Source organism: Rhodococcus oxybenzonivorans (assembly GCF_003130705.1).
In the GTDB taxonomy this organism is placed as follows: domain Bacteria; phylum Actinomycetota; class Actinomycetes; order Mycobacteriales; family Mycobacteriaceae; genus Rhodococcus_F; species Rhodococcus_F oxybenzonivorans.
The window spans coordinates 1,936,143-1,951,511 of record NZ_CP021354.1; the positions used below are offsets into that span (position 1 = coordinate 1,936,143).

A 15,369-nucleotide genomic window follows, 5' to 3' on the forward strand; every position below is an offset into this window, starting at 1 on the left:
CCGGACCGGCCTCGGCAGTCGAGTGACGGTGTCGTGAACTGTCACCGGGTGGCATTTCGGCTCCCCTAGGGTGGGTGGTGTGCGCGGCGAGGCGACCGCATCCTTGACGAAACCGATTCCGAGCGATCCCGATCTCCGACGGTCGGCATCACGGTTTTCACATCCCGGTCGGGTTTCGAAATGGAGGAACAGATGTCGCCCTATTGCCGTGTCGATTCCGTGGCGGAAAGCTCGAGAGCACGAGTGGACCGCCTCGAGGGAAGGGCGCTGGAGGAGGACGGCTACGTCCTCGTCCGCGACGTGGCCGATCGAGCCGCTGCTGCCGAAGTGGTTCGCTCCCTTGGGAATTTGGTACCGCAGTACAACGGTCATCTCACGCATGACGTGACCTACCGGCCGGGAAACGATCACCGGGCGTACTCACAGAGCGCGAACACGATTCTGGCGCACACCGAGGCTCCCGGATGGGATCCGAGCCCCGCCTATCTCGCTTTGTATTGTCATCGCCAGGCGCGCTGCGGGGGAGGGCATACCGACCTCCTCGACATACGGCACTTGGTCGAGGCCCTCGAACCGGCCGAGCTCGCGCTGATGACCGACGCCGAACTGGTCTTTCCCGGCCCTGACGGCGGAGTGCACACCACCATGCTGGGCTCGGACACTACCGGGCGCACTGTTCTGCGGTTCAGCTACAACCTGCTCACCGCCGCCGACTACGATCCCCACCGCGACGCCGACATCGACGACTCCCTGCTGCCGCTCGGTCAGGCCGGCCGCCGGTTGGCGCACCGCGTCAGCGACCTGTTCCACACGCTGCGCACGCGTGTGCTGATCCCGGAGAATGCGCTGCTCATCTGGGACAACCAGCGCATGCTGCACGCGCGGTCGGAGTACGCCGACCGCACCCGTCACCTCACTCGTTTCTGGGCCGGCGACCGGAGCCGCGCATGACCATCGACGACCTTCAACTGCAACGCTCCGATGCCGATGGGCTGGTGCACTTTCCGGGACTTCCGGCGTTCGACCCCGCCGACGAAACCGAGAACGCCATCATCCGCCGCCTCGCGGGGAACTGGCACCGGCGGTCGACGGTGAAGCGCGACGAGCCCGACCTCGACGAGCTGTTCGTTGCCGGCCGGGCGGACTATCCGGAGAAGCTTGTGCCGTTCCGCGCGCACCCGACGTGGCAGGCGATGCCCGACGCGCTGCGTTCGCGGCTACTGAGCTGGGCGTGGATCGCCTATAACCGGCATACGGTGCTGGCCGAGCAACGTGTCGCCAATCCGGCCTTCGCGCTGGTGATGGACGGTGAATTTCCCGGACTCGGTGGTCCGGATCTGGAGATCGCGCTCGCCCAGGCCATGGTCGACGAGCAGTACCACTCCCTGATGCATATCAATGCGAGCGCGCTGACGAGGCGCAAACGGGGGTCCTTGTTCCCCGACAGCGCTCTTCCCGAGTCGCATACCTCGCGGATGCACAGTCGGTTGCGGGACGAGGCCGCGGAGCGCTGGCAGCGCAGCCTCACCACCTTGGCGTTTGCCACCGTCTCCGAGATCTCGATCAACGCGTACCTCGATCTTCTTGCCGGCGATCGGGACATTCAGGTGGTCAATTCCACTACCGCGCAACTGCACAACCGGGACGAGTACTGCCATGCGTCGATTTCCGACGAGATGGCGAAGCTCGTGTATGACGTGCTGGACGCCGACAAGCGCCGCTTCTTCCTCGACATGCTCGTGGCAGGGCTGGAGGCGTTCGTGGCCACCGACTACTCCACCTGGGAGGCGATCTTGCGGATCGAGCGGGTCCCCGGTTGGGAACGGATGGTCGCCGACGTTCGCTCCGAGAGTTCCGGGGCGCGGCTCGTGCGCGACTACAGCGGCCTCCACTCGCTGATGTCGGACATGGATGTCCTAGGGGAAGTCGACTTCGACTGGGGCCTGGCGGTGACGAACACATGACACTCGCCCTCGATAGCCACACGGCGCTGAACCCGCGGTCGGTCAGCGGTGACCGGCTACGCAAGCTCGTCGTCGAACGCACCGGCGACCCGGTCCTCGCACATGAGGCGCACGTGGTGTCCCAGGTACTGCCGTTCAAGGTCAGCAGCTACGTGGTGGACGAACTGATCGACTGGGATCGTGCACCCGACGACCCGATCTACCGCCTGACCTTTCCGCACCGCGACATGCTCGAACCCGAACACTTCGCGGTGATCGAGCAGGCGGTGGTACAGGGCGACCGGGCCGGAATCCGCAAGGCGGCCGACGCGGTTCGAGGCTCCCTCAACCCACACCCAGGCGACCAGATGAGCATGAACGTTCCCCAGCACGACGACATCGACGGCTCGGGGATGCAACACAAATATGCCGAGACACTGCTGGTGTTTCCCCGCCAGGGACAGACCTGCCACAGCTACTGCGGCTACTGCTTCCGCTGGGCCCAATTCGTCGACCAGGCCGACCTCAGGATGGCCGTGTCCGGGCCGGAGGCGATGACCCGGTACCTCGATCGGCATCCGATGATCACCGACGTCCTGTTGACCGGCGGCGACCCGCTGGTGATGCGCACCGATCTGCTGGCCTCCTACCTCGAGCCCCTCCTCGAACCCGAACGCGAACACGTCGACACGGTCCGGATCGGGACGAAGGCCGTGTCGTTCTGGCCCTACCGCCTGCTGGCCGGACCCGAAGCGGACAGCGTGCTGCGGTTACTCGAGCGGCTGACCGCAGCGGGTAAGCACGTCGCGGTGATGCTGCACCTGTCCCATGTCGCGGAGTTGCAGACCGATGTGGCCAAGGCGGCGCTCGCTCGATTGGCGTCGACGGGAGCGGTGCTGCGCGCCCAGGCCCCGGTGGTGCGTCACGTCAACGACGACCCGCGTGCGTGGGCAGACCTGTGGCAGGCGCAGGTGCGTCACAACGTGGTGCCTTACTACATGTTCGTCGAACGGGACACCGGTGCCCGGCCGTACTACGGTCTGCCGCTGGCAAGGGCGTACGACATCTATCGCGAAGCGCTGCAACAAGTCTCCGGTCTCGGTCGGACCGCGCGCGGACCGGTGATGTCGGCGTCACCCGGAAAGGTCGTGATCGACGGCGTCGTCGAGCTCGACGGCGGACGCGCGTTCGCGCTGCGCTACCTGCAGGCCCGCAACCCGCAGATGGTCGGCAGGCCGTTCTTCGCCGTGTACGACGAGCAGGCGCAGTGGTGGGACGAACTACGCCCGTACGGTCCCCGCGACCGCGAATTCTTCGGGGGACTCTCGTGAGGGTCACTGCACATGAGATCAGCCTGACGCAGAGGCACGTGTGGCGTTCGGCCAGGGAAGCGATTCCGGTGCAGCGTGCCCTCGTGGTCGAGGTCGAACAGGACGGTGTCACCGGATTCGGTGAGGCTTCCGCTTTCATGACCGCCCACTACAACTCCGGGGTGGACCAGCTCCACGCGGATCTGCGCCGGATCGCCCCGCTACTGGAAGACCTCGGTCCCGCCGACCCGTTCGCCGTGTGGCGCAGGCTGTTCGCGGCGCTGCCCGATTCGCCGTTCGTCCTGGCCGCCCTCGATACTGCGGTGCACGACCTGCGGGCCCGACTGCTCGGCGTGCCGCTGTGGCGGGCCCTCGCTCTGGACTCTCCGCAGGAATTGCGTTCGAGCTTCAGCATCGGGCTCGACGAGACCGAGATGATGGTCCACAAACTGTGCGAGCGGCCCGGATGGGCGGCGTACAAGGTCAAGCTCGCCGATCCGGGTGATCTCACCGTGCTCGAGGAACTCCGCCGCCACACGAGTGCGCCGTTCTATGTGGACGGCAACTGCGGCTGGACCCTGTCCCGACTGCTCCCGGTGCTGCCCGCCCTGCAGGACCTCGGCGTTCAGTTGATCGAGCAGCCGTTTCCGCGATCGGCGTGGTGGGACACGCGGACACTGAAGCAGCACAGCTCGATCCCGGTGATCGCCGACGAGAGCATCACCTCGATGCAGGATTTCGCCGCGTGCGCCGAGGCGTTCGACGGCATCAACGTCAAACCGATGAAAGCCGGCGGCATCACCCCATCCCTCGTGCTGCTGCGCCGGGCCCGCGAGCACGGTCTGCTCACCATGCTCGGTTGCATGCCCGAGTCGGTGGCCGGGGTGTCTGCCACGGCCCACCTGGGCGGACTAGCCGACTACCTCGACGTCGACGCCGTCGACCTGCTGGCCGTGAACACCGGCTTCGGGGTCTCGCTCGACGGTTCCGGCCGCGTCAGTCTCCCGGATCGGCCGGGGTCCGGATACCTGCCCGACCCCACCGCCCACGGCTGGCGCGTTCGGCCGGTGAGCGCCGAAGCGGTACGACCGGTCCGCCACCGAGTGCTGCGGCCCGGGCAACCTGTGGCGACCTGCGCCTATCCCGAGGACTCTGCCAGCGGCGCCCGGCATTTCGCCGCCCTCGACGCAGGGCGCGTGGTCGGGGTGGCCTCGCTGTACGACGAGGATCCCGAGTACACCGTGCCGGGACTGGCCGCCGGCCGCGGCCGGCGCCTGCGCGGCATGGCCACTCTCGAGGAGGTCCGCGGCACCGGCGCGGGCAGCGCGCTACTCCGCACCGTGCGCACCAACGCGGTGCTGTCCGGCGCCGACGCGCTGTGGTGCAACGCGCGCACCACCGCCGCGGGCTTCTATCTCGCACAAGGCTTCCGCGTTCTCGGACCCGAATACGACATCCCGGGCATCGGACCCCACGTCTTCATGCATTGGAGTGCTTCATGATCAACCCCACTCGATGGCCCGAGCAGCAGGCGCGCACCCTCGCCGCGCGGGCGTTCCGCGAGGCCGGTGTCCCGGCGGGCAACGCCGAGCAGGTCGCCGACGCCCTGGTCGATACATCCCTGCGCGGCATCGACACTCACGGTCTGCGGCTGCTTCCGCAGTATCTCGACGAGCTCGCGACCGGTGTCGCGAAGGCAACGGCCACGCCGACCGTGGTCTCGGACCGCGGGGCGGGTCTGCTGCTGGATGCGGACGGCGCGCTGGGCGTACTCGCCGGATTGGCCGCCGCCCGGCTGGCCGCCGAGCGAGCCCGGGAATTCGGCGTCGCGGCCGTGGGGGTGCGCAATTCCAACCACTTCGGTGCGGCGTCGGTATACACCCGGCACCTGGCCCGGCACGGGCTGGTCGGCATCGCGGTGACCTCGGCCGCCTCGCGGGTGGCGCCGTTCGGCGGGGTCGAGCCGCTGTTCGGAACCGACCCGATCAGCGTGGCCGCCGGCGTCGGAGACGACGAGTTCGCCCTCGACATGGCCACCAGCCAGGTGTGCTTCGGTGAGGTGAAGCAGCGCCGGGCCGAGGGGCGCCCGCTGAACAGCGGCTGGGCGACCGACCTCTACGGCCGTCCGACCGAGGTGCCCGAAGAGGCGTACGCACTGTCGCCGCTCGGCGGATACAAGGGGCAGGGCCTCGCGATGGCGGTCACCCTCCTCGGGGCCGTGCTGACCGGATCGCCGCCGGATTGGCGGCTCGCACAGGTCGGCGACGGAACACCCGGCCGCAGTCGCGGCGTCGGTCACTTCGTCCTGGCCCTGGATCCCGGTGCCTTCAGCGGGCAGAACAGTTTCACCGCCGGACTGGTCGACCTTCTGGATACCGTCCGCGCGGCGACGCCGGCCACGGACGCCCCCGTGGTGGCGCCCGGCGACCCTCAGCGCGCCCACCAACGAGAACGGTCCGAGCGAGGCATACCGCTGGACGCACGAACCGCAGAAGTACTGGCCGGCCTGTCCGGGAACGTCGCCGCCGACCCGGAGAAGGAGATGGTCCGATGATTCTCGTACTCATCAGCCCGCGGGCTGCGGGGCTGCCGTTCGCCGGGTGGCTTCCCGAGGAGCGTGGACGGATGGTGGCGGTCTGCGCCGCGGGAGCGGAACCGGCCGAGGGATTCGCCGAGGTCATTCCGGTCGCCGACTACAGCGACGACGTCGCGGTGCTGCGGGCGGCCCGCGCTCTTGCGCGCTGGCACCGCCCGACCGCCGTGCTCGCCTTGGCCGAGGTCGACGTCGAGCGCGCCGCGGTGTTGCGCGGCGACCTCGGTCTGCCTGGGCTCGACACCGGCACGGCGGCCGCCTACCGCGACAAAATTCTGATGAAAGAACTAGCCCGCGATGCAGGACTGCTCGTGCCGTCCTTCGCGTCGGTGTGCACCCCGGCCGACGTCACCGGTTTCATGGCGGACCACCCGGGACGTGTGGTGGTCAAGCCGCGCAGTGGATCCGGTTCGTCCGGCGTGTACGTCCTCGATTCCCCCACACAGGCAGACGGCCTCGCCGACGACCTCGCGGCAACGCCGTACGAGGTCGAAGAGTTCGTCGACGGCGCGGTGCACCATGTAGACGCATTCCGGGTGGCCGGGCAACCGGTGGCGGCGGTCGCCTCCCGCTACACCGGCCAAGGTTGCCTCGAACACTGGACCGACGCCCCGTTCGGCTCGCGGTCGGTCGATACCGCCGACCCTGTCCATGCGCGCCTGGTGGAGGAGACCTGGCGACTCGTCGATGCACTCGCCTCGCCTCCCACGGTCTGTGTGCACGCCGAGTTCTTCGTCACCGGCAGCGGCGACATCGTCCTGTGCGAAGTGGCTGCCCGAATCGGCGGCGGCCCGATTCCGATCATGTTGCGGCACATTCTGGGAATCGACCCACGGCACCTGTGGGCACGCGTCGAATGCGGCCTTCCCGTAGACGTGGACGCGGTACGCCGGCACGTGGCAACGGCACCGCACGCCGCCTTCTACGGCGTGCCACCCCGGCAGGGCCGGGTGCGGCGAATCCCCGACGCACCGCCCGGTGTCCACGACTTCACGGTGAACACCCATGTCGGGGACCACTGGAGCGCCAGCCGATACAGCGGGCGCAAGTCGGCGGACTTCCTCGCTTTCTGGGTGGTCACCGACTCGGACTTCACCGCTCTCGGGCGCCGGCTCGTCGCCACCGCCGACCGTGTTGCCGCCGAATTCGACTGGGACCGCGACGAAACGGAGAACGCAGCATGACCGGCAGCAGCACCCTCACCGGTGGCCTCACCGCCCACCTCCTTCCCTCCGGTGCCCGCCCGAGCGCTCTGGACTTTGCGGGCATCGCCGAGCCGGACATCATCTGGGAGGACGCGCGGTGGTGCCGGTTCGTCGAACGCACCGACCTGCACGACGTTCGTTATCTCGAGGTGCGGGAGGACGGACAGACCGTTGCCCTGGCTCCGCTGCTGTTCACCGCACAGCCCGGTGGCCTGCTCTTCTACGATCCGCCCCGGCTGGTGGGAACCCCGGGTGCACTGGCCGAACCGGAGCTGCTCGACGAGACTGATCGGCAGCGCTGGGCCGAGCTCAACGCAGCGCTGCCCGGCGCGCGCGAGGACCAGTATCCGTCGCTCGCGCTCGCGACGTTCGGGAACCACCACGGGGTGGCGCACGCTCCCGGCCGCACGCACGACGAGCGCCAGGCCGTCATGGCCGTCCTGCCCGAGCTGCTTCAGCAGGCCGGCGACGAACTCGGCTGCCGCAGTGTGGCATTGCTGTATGTCGGCGAGTCAGACGCCGAGGCGGTGGACCACTGCGCCTCCCGTGCCGGATACACGGCAACATTGCTGGGCGCTGAGGGCGTGCAGGACCTGGCCGCTGACAGCTGGACGGAGTACGTGGCGGGGCTGAGCAAACGCCGGCGCGTGCGGCTCCGCAAGGAGGTCGCGGACTACGAGCGGGCGGGCATGCACACAGCGGTTCGGTGTGGGCCGGAGGCACTCGACGACGAGGTGATCGCCCTCCAGGTCGCACACCGGGCCAAGTACGGACTGCCCGGCGGCGAGGATCGGGTTCGCCGCGACTTCGACTCCGTCCGCGAGGAATTGGGTGACGCGTGTGTGGTGCTGCGCACCGAACGCGCGGATCGGCTGGTGGGTTTCGTGCTCTACCTACGCACCCGGGACACGCTGTTCGCGCGGACCGCGGGATTCGCCGCCGATGCTCGCGGTTGCTATCTCACGCTGACGTACCACGAGACGGCAAGGTGGGCCGTGGAGCACGGCATCCGTCACGTCCACTACGGCATGGCGGCCTACGAGGCCAAACATGCTCGCGGGTGCCGACTACGCCCCCGCTGGGGCTGGTTCTCCTTCCGCGGAGCCGGCTCCGACATCTTTTCCGAGACCCTCGCGCTGCAATCACAGAGCATCGAACGCCGGCTCGAACTGGTCGGTGCGCCCGCGGCGCCGGTCGCGTCCCGACACCTCTCTGCCCCTACCGAACCGAAAGTGGAACGATGAAACTGACCCCGACCAGCACTGTATGGATGGACGGCGAGTTCGTCGCGTGGGACGAGGCCCAGGTCCACGTGCTGACGCCGAGCCTGCACTACGGGTGGGGCGTCTACGAGGGCATCCGTGCCTATGACACGGAGAGCGGCCCCGCGGTGTTCCGGCTTCGCGATCACCTACGACGGCTCCACGACTCGGCCCGGGTGTATTTGATGGACCCGGGATGGTCGGTGGATGAGCTCACCGAGGCCTCCCTCGAGTTGCTTCGCCGCACCGGCCTGGACTCCGGCTATCTGCGCCCGATCGTCTACCTCGGCTACGGCTCGATGGGCGTCGCCCCAGCGTTGGACAGCACCCGGGTCGCGATCGCGGCCTGGCCCTGGGGTTCCTACCTCGGCGAGTCCGCGGAACAGGACGGCTGTCGCCTGATGGTCAGCAGTTGGCAGCGCAACGGCATCCACGCCGTTCCGCCGCTTGCCAAAGCGACTGGAGCCTACGTCAATTCGGCACTGGCAAAGGTGGGCGCGCTGCGCGCCGGTTACGACGACGCGCTGATGCTCACCGCCACCGGTCACGTGGCCGAGGCGTCCGCGGCGAACATCTTCGCCGTCCGCGACGAGGTACTGATTACGCCGCCGATCAGCGACAACATCCTGCCCGGCCTCACCAGGGACACCGTGATCACCCTCGCCCGGGATCTGGGGCTCACTGTGAAGGAGCAGAGCCTGACCCGCAGCGAACTCTACGTCGCCGACGAAGCGTTCCTCACCGGCACTGCTGCCGAGATCGTCCCGGTGGCGTCGGTCGACGACCGCCCGCTCGCCGCAGGTGGTTGCGGTCCGATCACCAAGCAGCTGCGCGACGTCTTCCACGACGTGGTGCGTGGGCGCGTGCCCACCTACCGACACTGGCTGGAGTTCGCATGAACACACGTTCCCTGCTCTCGACCACCGATCAGGTCACCGACGCCTGGGCCGGTAGTGGCCTCGGGATCCTGGAAGGCTTGGTCGCCGAGTTCGCCAGCGGGACAGGCCTACCCGACGACACGCCCACCGCTGTCGCTCGACGGGAGGAGGTCGCCGACCGGGTGGTAACGGTGCTGGGTGCGCGGGCATGGCACGCGCTGCCGGAGGCGTCCCACGGTCGAGCACGCCGCGCGGCACGGCGCGCCGTCGCGTACTCGCTCGCCGCGGATGTCGCTTCCGCCGGCGGGCCCACCGGTGCGAGGGGCGACTGCTGGGTGCTCACCGTCCACGCACTGGAACTGCTCACGGTGGCGGCGCATTTCGACGCCGTCACCGACCGGACCCGCGAGCTGCTCGGACCGACGCCCGCAGGACGGTTGCTCGCCGCCTGGCAGATGGTGAACGACGGCCTCGCCGTCGTGGCTACCACACGCCACGAATGGGTCGGGGCAGATCCCGCGACCGTGGCTGCCGCGGGATGGGTGCTGGTGGACCGGATGAGCCGACTACTGATCGCCGCCGCTCTGATCGCGCAGGCCAAATCCACCGTATTGCCCGCTCCGACGGTCGATCTGCTCGTCAACGCGGCACGCCGGTATGCCTGGAATCATGTGCGCGGCCCTGCGCCCGAGGCCGCCACCGCCACCCACGTGCACCGTTCGGCAGATCTCGTCCGAGCGTTCGCGACCCGAGGAATCCTCCCGTGACCCCGGGCCTACGGCGACTCGGTGGTGTACTTCTTCCCGGCAGTCCCGCGGGTCGCACGCTGGCCGTCGGTGCCGGAATCGACTCGCTCGGTACCGGCATGTTCTTCGCGTCCTTCGCCCTGTACTTCATCGGCGTCGTCGGCCTCAGCGCCAATCAGATCGCCCTTGCGACCACCATGGCGGGTGCGCTCGCCCTGCTCGCCCCGGTGCCCTTGGGCCGGCTTGCCGACCGGGTGGGTCCGGCGCGGTTCTACGTCGCCCTGCTGGTGGTGCGCGGCCTCGGCTACGGCTGCTTTGCGCTTGTCTCCGACTTCACTGCCTACCTACTGCTCACCGTGGTGCTCACCGCCGCCGACCGGTCGAGTAGTCCGATCCAGCAAGCCGTCATCACAGCCGTGATCGGCGGTCACGACCGCACCCGGACGATGGCCACCATCCGCGCTATCCGAAATGTGGGACTGACCGTCGGGTTCCTTCTGGCAGGCATCGTCTTCGCGACGGGCGCGCAGGCGGCCTTCACGGCGCTGTTCGTGGGAAACGGGATTTCCTTTCTCGCCGTCGCGGTGGCCGTGCGACTCGTCCTGCGCAGGACGGGAACGGTAGTGGAGCGTAGGCCTTCTCGCACCGACGGGGATCCGGCCGCGGCTGCCGTGCGCTCACCGCTGCGCGACCGGTGGTTCATGGTGTTCACCGTCGGGAACGGCGTGCTGGCGCTGTACGACACTCTGCTGATCGTTCTGCTGCCGATCTGGATTCTCGAGTACACCACGGTGCCGATTGTGTGGGTGCCGGTGTTCATGGCCGTCAATACCGTCCTGACCGTGGTGCTGCAGGTGTATGTGGCCCGATTCGCCCGCGGTACGGCCGCGGCCACTCGACTCTTGAGCGCGACCGGAGCCCTGATGGCGATCTGCTGTGGATTGCTCGCTCTGGGACACCTGGCCGCGACCGCTACCGCGGTGGTCGCCGTTCTGCTCGCGGTCGTGGTGCTATCCGTTGCCGAGAACGTCCACTCGGTGGCGGCGTGGGAGTTGTCGGCGGAACTGTCGCCGCAGGCTGCCGTCGCCCGCTATCTCGGCGCGTTCAGCCTCGGAATGACCGGCCAGAAGGTGGTCGGCCCCACCCTCCTCGTCGTCGCCCTGCTGCCGACTGGGCTGATCGCTTGGCCCGTCCTGGCCGGCACGTTCGGTGCCGCAGCGCTTCTCTCGCAGACGGCGGCGCGTCGCTGCCACGCCGAACGCGCACGCGCACAAACATTTTCGGACGAGCAGCTACCGGTGTCCCCACTCCAGAAAACACGGTGAAAACATGACCGAACACGTCTTGGTCGTCGGCAGCGGCCGCGACCTTCCGAGCCGGATCCGCAGGGCCCTGCCCGGCACGCAGACCTCCGTGATCTGTCGTCTCGACTTCGTTGCCAAGCTCCGGCAGCTGACCGAGCACACCCGGGTGATCGCCGTGCGGCACGACGCCCCGGACGAGGAATGGATAGCACTGGCCAGGGCGGCGCACGCCCGGCATCCGTTCACCCGCATCGCGACGTTCGGTGAACGCGATCAGGACCGCTGCGCCGCGATCGGCGAGGCGCTAGGCCTGTCCACCCACTCGCGGCGCACTGTCGCGATGATCCACGACAAGAACGCCATGCGCGTGCAGCTTCGGGAGTCGGGCATGGACTCCACGGCCTCCGCCATCGTCGCCGACGTGGACGCACTGCACACGTTCGTGGGGCAACATGGCCTGCCCTGTGTCGTGAAACCGGTCTCCGGCGCGGGCAGCGCGGGGGTGGCCGTGGTTCGGGAGGACGCCGCGCTCGCGGCGGCATTCGAGCGCGCGGGAGGCAGCTTCGACGGCCTCCCGAACAGCGGCGTGCTGGTGGAGCAATTCCACGAGGGACCGCAATTCAGTGTCGAGGCGTTTTCGGAAAGCAGTGAACACCAGGTCGTCGCCATTACGCGCAAATTCTCCGACCCGGCCACCTTCGTCGAACTCGGCCACGTAGCACCGGCCGAACTTTCGGCGGCCGAGGAAGAGCAGGTGCACACCTATGTGGAACGGCTGCTCGACGCACTCGGAGTCGAATTCGGGGCCACGCACACCGAGATCGTCCTCGGATCCCAGGGCCCGAAGGTGATCGAGACCCACGTGCGAATGGGAGGCGACGAAATACCTGCTCTCGCCTTCGACGCCACCGGCGTCGACCTCGCCGGCTGTGTCGTGCGCCAAACGGTAGGGGAAAAGGTTCTTTCGGGAATTCGGGCGGTTCTCGCCGAGGAGCGGCCCGGTCGCTGTTCCGCGATCTGGTTCGCGGCCGCCCCGGTGGCAGGAGTGCTCACAGAGGTCGGCGGCCTCGACGACGCCCGGAACGTCGACGGTGTGACCGAGGTGCAGTTGCTGGTTCGACCGGGGAGCAAGGTCGACGTCCTGGAGTCGTCGGACTCGCGGGTGGCCTACGCACGGGCCCTCGGAGACACGGCCGAGCAGGCGCTCGTCGCCGCTCGCGAAGCTGTCGGCTGCCTCGAATTCCAGGTGCGGGTGGCGGCAGCGGACGTGGTGTCGGTGTGACGTGGGGTCGGACGCGAGGAGTGCGAGCGACCTCGTCGCGGGTTGCGACTGAAAACCGATCGGTTTAGGGTGTGGAGGTAAACCGATCGGTTTCTAGAGTCAGGGAGTCCAATGATGGCGTCAACTCAGCAGGTGGCCCTCGTAACGGGTGCGTCATCCGGTATCGGGCGAGAAACGGCGCTCGCGCTGGTCAAGGCCGGTTTCACAGTTGTCGGTACCAGCCGCGACGCCTCGCGAAGCACCCCGCTCGACGGTGTGACGTTCTTCGACCTGGACGTGACCGAGGAAGCATCGGTCAGCGCCTTGGTCGAGCAGGTGATCGGACGGTTCGGGCGGATCGACGTCCTGGTCAACAATGCCGGCATCGGTTTGATGGGCGCGGCCGAGGAAAACTCCGTTGCGCAGGTGCGGGGCGTCTTCGATATCAATGTCTTCGGCGTGATGCGTATGACGAAAGCGGTGCTGCCGCACATGCGAGCGCTGGGGCGTGGGCGAATCATCAACCTCTCGTCGGTCTACGGGCTGATCCCGGGGCCGTACTTGGCGGCCTACGTCGCGTCGAAGCATGCGGTCGAGGGCTACTCCGAGTCGGTGGACCATGAGGTCCGTGAACACGGCGTGCGGGTCCTCCTGGTCGAACCCGGTGGTACGAACACCGGGTTCGAGGCGAACAGTACTCGGCCCGATTCGCCGCTGCGGGTCTACGACAAGCAGCGCCGGATTGCCGAGCAGGTGCTCGCGGCGGCGGTCGAAGGCGGCGACACCCCCGCCACCGTGGCCCGCGCGGTCGTAGCGGCGGCAACGGATTCGAAGCCGAAGCAGCGGTATACCAGCGGCCCGCTGGCCTCGCGTGTCAGCATGTTGCGCCGATTCGCTCCCGTCCGGATCTTCGACGGCCAAATGCGCAAGTCTCACCGATTGGCCAACTGACGCCTGCTCGACTCCACTGGGAATCTCAGCCTCAGGAGCAACTGATGCGACAGTCGCGATCCGCGTCGCCTTGTCTCGCGGGAGCTACTTGGAGGCCGCTAGTTCCTCGGCGATTTCAATGTCGATTTCCTGCTCGGTCATCTCTCCGAACAGGTGATTGGTGAACATTTCTCGACTCGATCCCGTGGTGGTGGTGCGGTCACTGGAGGCTCCAGCAGCGGCTCTACAAGATGTATCGACGCAGAGTGCGCTGGTGTTTCACCCAGCTCCGAATTTTTTCAAGTGTCTGCTTCAGACCCGGCTCACTCGCGCATTCCGTCGGCAAGCTCCAGGACGCGCCCGACGTATCGGCTCATGAACGTGTTGAACGCCAGTTGTGACAGTTCGGGGCATCCGGCCTTGCGGAAGAAGTGCTCCAAACCGACGAGTTCGGTGCCGATACAGACTCGTTGGTCGTCGAGGTCGGCGAGCCGGCGTACGAGGCGCTCGAGTTCGTCGGCCTTGCTCATCACTTCGTCCATCGGACTTCACCTCGTACTCGATGCGATGGTGGTTTCTCGGTAGGGCAGGCGCGTCAGATGGGGGTCTTTCCGCGTCGCGTCTCCGAGTCTACCAGTTATTCGAACGTGTGTGCGAATAGCTGGCCTGCATGCGAACGAGGTCTTCGGCGCTGCGGCGTCGAGGTGGTGTTCAGTTGTGGGCCGCGGCGCTCAATCGGTTATTGCACCGCACGGTTCCCGTGATCTCGCTGCGCGTGCCTTCGCGACGGAGCAGCGTTCGGCTCAGTAGTACCAAGCCCCAGGGGCCGATCACCCAGACCGGCCAGAAGTAGATCATGACGCCGGTGGCGAGCGAGATGATGCCCCAGATCGCGATGTTGAGGCTTCCGGCGGTGAGCCAGGCAAGCCACTCGATGCGTTGGTGGCTCGGAAGACGCCGGCGTGCAGGATGGGTTGATCGGATCTCGCGCGGGGCAGGTGCGGGGGCGGCCGGAAGGTCGCGCAGCATCTTACGTACCTGTGCTTGAGTGACCGACCGATACACCTGCGCCACCCGTTGGTCGAACTCGTCGATGGTGAGTCGCCCAGCGGTGAGATGTCGGCCGAGTTCGTCGACGACCTGCTCGCGTTCGGAATCGGATATCCGGATGTTGTCCGCGTACTCCATCGGACCCTCCTCGGCGGTGACATTCCACTGTGGAATGTCGCTGTCTTCTATGATCGATATGACACAGTGGAATGTCAACCCCTCACTTACAAAGGACGATGCCATGGCCGAACGCCCCCTCAATGCCACCGCGGCGTCGCTTCTCGGGTTCCTGCACGAAGGCTCGAAGACGGGGTGGGACCTGGTGGTGACTGCCCAGGAACGCATCGGCAAGTTCTGGTCGATCACGACCAGTCAGGTGTATCGGGAGCTTGCGGCGATGGAGCGCGCCGGGTTGATCGAGGCGGGGGAGCGGGGCACCCGCGAGCGCAAGCCCTACACCCTGACCGATCAGGGTCGGCGGGCGTTTGCGGACTGGATCGAACGCGACCCCGCAGCGGAGAACATTCGCTATCCATTGCTGCTCACCGTCGCGTTCGGCGCGCATCTTCCGCCCGAGCGGTTGGCCGCGATGCTGGACTCCCACCGCACCGCACACGAGCATCAGCTCGCCGAGTACGAGCGCGAGGCCGAAGTGCACGGCTCCAACCAATATGCCTTGGCGACACTGGACTTCGGGATCGTGTACGAGCGTGCCGTCCTGGAGTGGTTCGATCGCGTCGGCAAGCGGCTGGGGCGCAGCAAGCGAAGCCGCTGAGCGCGGCTAGCTCACCCGCTGTGGGTGAGGCGCCGGCAGGCTGAGTCCGGGCACGCTGAGGTCGGGCAGTGCTGTGTACTCCGGGCCCAGCAGAGGACCCGGGAGCCTTCCG

15 protein-coding genes are annotated in these 15,369 nt (G+C 67.6%); 13 read left to right on the forward strand and 2 right to left on the reverse strand.

Features of this window, described 5'->3' with window-relative positions; translation table 11 throughout:
• Nucleotides 1-192 precede the first annotated feature (192 nt).
• The 12 genes from CBI38_RS09285 (at nucleotide 193) to CBI38_RS09340 (ending at nucleotide 13,453) form a co-directional block, all read left to right on the forward strand.
• Complete coding sequence (locus CBI38_RS09285) at nucleotides 193-951, forward strand: TauD/TfdA family dioxygenase (RefSeq protein WP_109334960.1); 759 nt, start codon at nucleotides 193-195, stop codon at nucleotides 949-951.
• Nucleotides 948-1,964 carry an AurF N-oxygenase family protein gene (locus CBI38_RS09290; protein WP_109328293.1) on the forward strand — a complete coding sequence of 339 codons (1,017 nt, stop codon included), beginning with the start codon at nucleotides 948-950 and terminating at the stop codon, nucleotides 1,962-1,964. The genes CBI38_RS09285 and CBI38_RS09290 overlap by 4 nt, the downstream gene beginning before the upstream one ends.
• The gene (locus CBI38_RS09295; protein WP_109328295.1) at nucleotides 1,961-3,274 is read left to right on the forward strand and encodes a KamA family radical SAM protein; all 1,314 of its coding nucleotides are present in this window, start codon (nucleotides 1,961-1,963) and stop codon (nucleotides 3,272-3,274) included. Before CBI38_RS09290 ends, CBI38_RS09295 begins: the two co-directional genes overlap by 4 nt.
• Entirely contained in the window at nucleotides 3,271-4,755 is a 1,485-nt protein-coding gene (locus CBI38_RS09300; RefSeq protein ID WP_109328297.1) for a GNAT family N-acetyltransferase, read from the forward strand. Before CBI38_RS09295 ends, CBI38_RS09300 begins: the two co-directional genes overlap by 4 nt.
• A complete protein-coding gene (locus CBI38_RS09305; RefSeq protein WP_109328299.1) occupies nucleotides 4,752-5,807 on the forward strand; it encodes an Ldh family oxidoreductase in 1,056 nt (351 codons plus the stop codon). Before CBI38_RS09300 ends, CBI38_RS09305 begins: the two co-directional genes overlap by 4 nt.
• A complete protein-coding gene (locus CBI38_RS09310; RefSeq protein WP_109328301.1) occupies nucleotides 5,804-7,030 on the forward strand; it encodes an ATP-grasp domain-containing protein in 1,227 nt (408 codons plus the stop codon). The genes CBI38_RS09305 and CBI38_RS09310 overlap by 4 nt, the downstream gene beginning before the upstream one ends.
• Complete coding sequence (locus CBI38_RS09315; protein WP_109328303.1) at nucleotides 7,027-8,295, forward strand: GNAT family N-acetyltransferase; 1,269 nt, start codon at nucleotides 7,027-7,029, stop codon at nucleotides 8,293-8,295. The genes CBI38_RS09310 and CBI38_RS09315 overlap by 4 nt, the downstream gene beginning before the upstream one ends.
• Nucleotides 8,292-9,212, forward strand: coding sequence for a branched-chain amino acid transaminase (locus tag CBI38_RS09320; protein ID WP_109328305.1), 921 nt, complete (start codon nucleotides 8,292-8,294; stop codon nucleotides 9,210-9,212). Before CBI38_RS09315 ends, CBI38_RS09320 begins: the two co-directional genes overlap by 4 nt.
• The gene (locus CBI38_RS09325) at nucleotides 9,209-9,958 is read left to right on the forward strand and encodes a hypothetical protein (protein ID WP_109328307.1); all 750 of its coding nucleotides are present in this window, start codon (nucleotides 9,209-9,211) and stop codon (nucleotides 9,956-9,958) included. Before CBI38_RS09320 ends, CBI38_RS09325 begins: the two co-directional genes overlap by 4 nt.
• Nucleotides 9,955-11,262 (forward strand): MFS transporter, encoded by a 1,308-nt coding sequence (locus CBI38_RS09330; RefSeq protein ID WP_109328309.1) that lies wholly within the window; start codon nucleotides 9,955-9,957, stop codon nucleotides 11,260-11,262. The genes CBI38_RS09325 and CBI38_RS09330 overlap by 4 nt, the downstream gene beginning before the upstream one ends.
• 4 nt (nucleotides 11,263-11,266) lie before the next feature.
• A complete protein-coding gene (locus CBI38_RS09335) occupies nucleotides 11,267-12,523 on the forward strand; it encodes an ATP-grasp domain-containing protein (protein WP_109328311.1) in 1,257 nt (418 codons plus the stop codon).
• A 114-nt stretch (nucleotides 12,524-12,637) separates the two neighbouring features.
• A complete protein-coding gene (locus tag CBI38_RS09340) occupies nucleotides 12,638-13,453 on the forward strand; it encodes an oxidoreductase (RefSeq protein WP_204164954.1) in 816 nt (271 codons plus the stop codon).
• 302 nt (nucleotides 13,454-13,755) lie between these two features.
• Here the strand turns inward: CBI38_RS09340 and CBI38_RS09345 are convergent, their stop codons facing one another.
• On the reverse strand, nucleotides 13,756-13,974 hold the full coding sequence (locus tag CBI38_RS09345; protein ID WP_109328315.1) for a hypothetical protein: 219 nt from the start codon (nucleotides 13,972-13,974) through the stop codon (nucleotides 13,756-13,758).
• A 169-nt stretch (nucleotides 13,975-14,143) separates the two neighbouring features.
• Nucleotides 14,144-14,620 (reverse strand): DUF1707 SHOCT-like domain-containing protein, encoded by a 477-nt coding sequence (locus CBI38_RS09350; protein WP_109328317.1) that lies wholly within the window; start codon nucleotides 14,618-14,620, stop codon nucleotides 14,144-14,146.
• 103 nt (nucleotides 14,621-14,723) lie between these two features.
• Between CBI38_RS09350 and CBI38_RS09355 the strand changes: the two genes are divergently transcribed.
• Nucleotides 14,724-15,257, forward strand: a complete 534-nt coding sequence (locus tag CBI38_RS09355; protein ID WP_109328319.1) for a PadR family transcriptional regulator — start codon at nucleotides 14,724-14,726, stop codon at nucleotides 15,255-15,257.
• The last annotated feature ends 112 nt before the right edge of the window (nucleotides 15,258-15,369 follow it).

Coding starts and splice junctions, on each gene's coding strand:
- CBI38_RS09310 (WP_109328301.1), top strand. CDS start 5,804: ATGATTCTCGTACTCATCAGCCCGCGGGCTGCGGGGCTGCCGTTCGCC.
- CBI38_RS09295 (WP_109328295.1), top strand. CDS start 1,961: ATGACACTCGCCCTCGATAGCCACACGGCGCTGAACCCGCGGTCGGTC.
- CBI38_RS09315 (WP_109328303.1), top strand. CDS start 7,027: ATGACCGGCAGCAGCACCCTCACCGGTGGCCTCACCGCCCACCTCCTT.
- CBI38_RS09285 (WP_109334960.1), top strand. CDS start 193: ATGTCGCCCTATTGCCGTGTCGATTCCGTGGCGGAAAGCTCGAGAGCA.
- CBI38_RS09325 (WP_109328307.1), top strand. CDS start 9,209: ATGAACACACGTTCCCTGCTCTCGACCACCGATCAGGTCACCGACGCC.
- CBI38_RS09350 (WP_109328317.1), bottom strand. CDS start 14,620: ATGGAGTACGCGGACAACATCCGGATATCCGATTCCGAACGCGAGCAG.
- CBI38_RS09320 (WP_109328305.1), top strand. CDS start 8,292: ATGAAACTGACCCCGACCAGCACTGTATGGATGGACGGCGAGTTCGTC.
- CBI38_RS09355 (WP_109328319.1), top strand. CDS start 14,724: ATGGCCGAACGCCCCCTCAATGCCACCGCGGCGTCGCTTCTCGGGTTC.
- CBI38_RS09335 (WP_109328311.1), top strand. CDS start 11,267: ATGACCGAACACGTCTTGGTCGTCGGCAGCGGCCGCGACCTTCCGAGC.
- CBI38_RS09345 (WP_109328315.1), bottom strand. CDS start 13,974: ATGGACGAAGTGATGAGCAAGGCCGACGAACTCGAGCGCCTCGTACGC.
- CBI38_RS09340 (WP_204164954.1), top strand. CDS start 12,638: ATGGCGTCAACTCAGCAGGTGGCCCTCGTAACGGGTGCGTCATCCGGT.
- CBI38_RS09305 (WP_109328299.1), top strand. CDS start 4,752: ATGATCAACCCCACTCGATGGCCCGAGCAGCAGGCGCGCACCCTCGCC.
- CBI38_RS09290 (WP_109328293.1), top strand. CDS start 948: ATGACCATCGACGACCTTCAACTGCAACGCTCCGATGCCGATGGGCTG.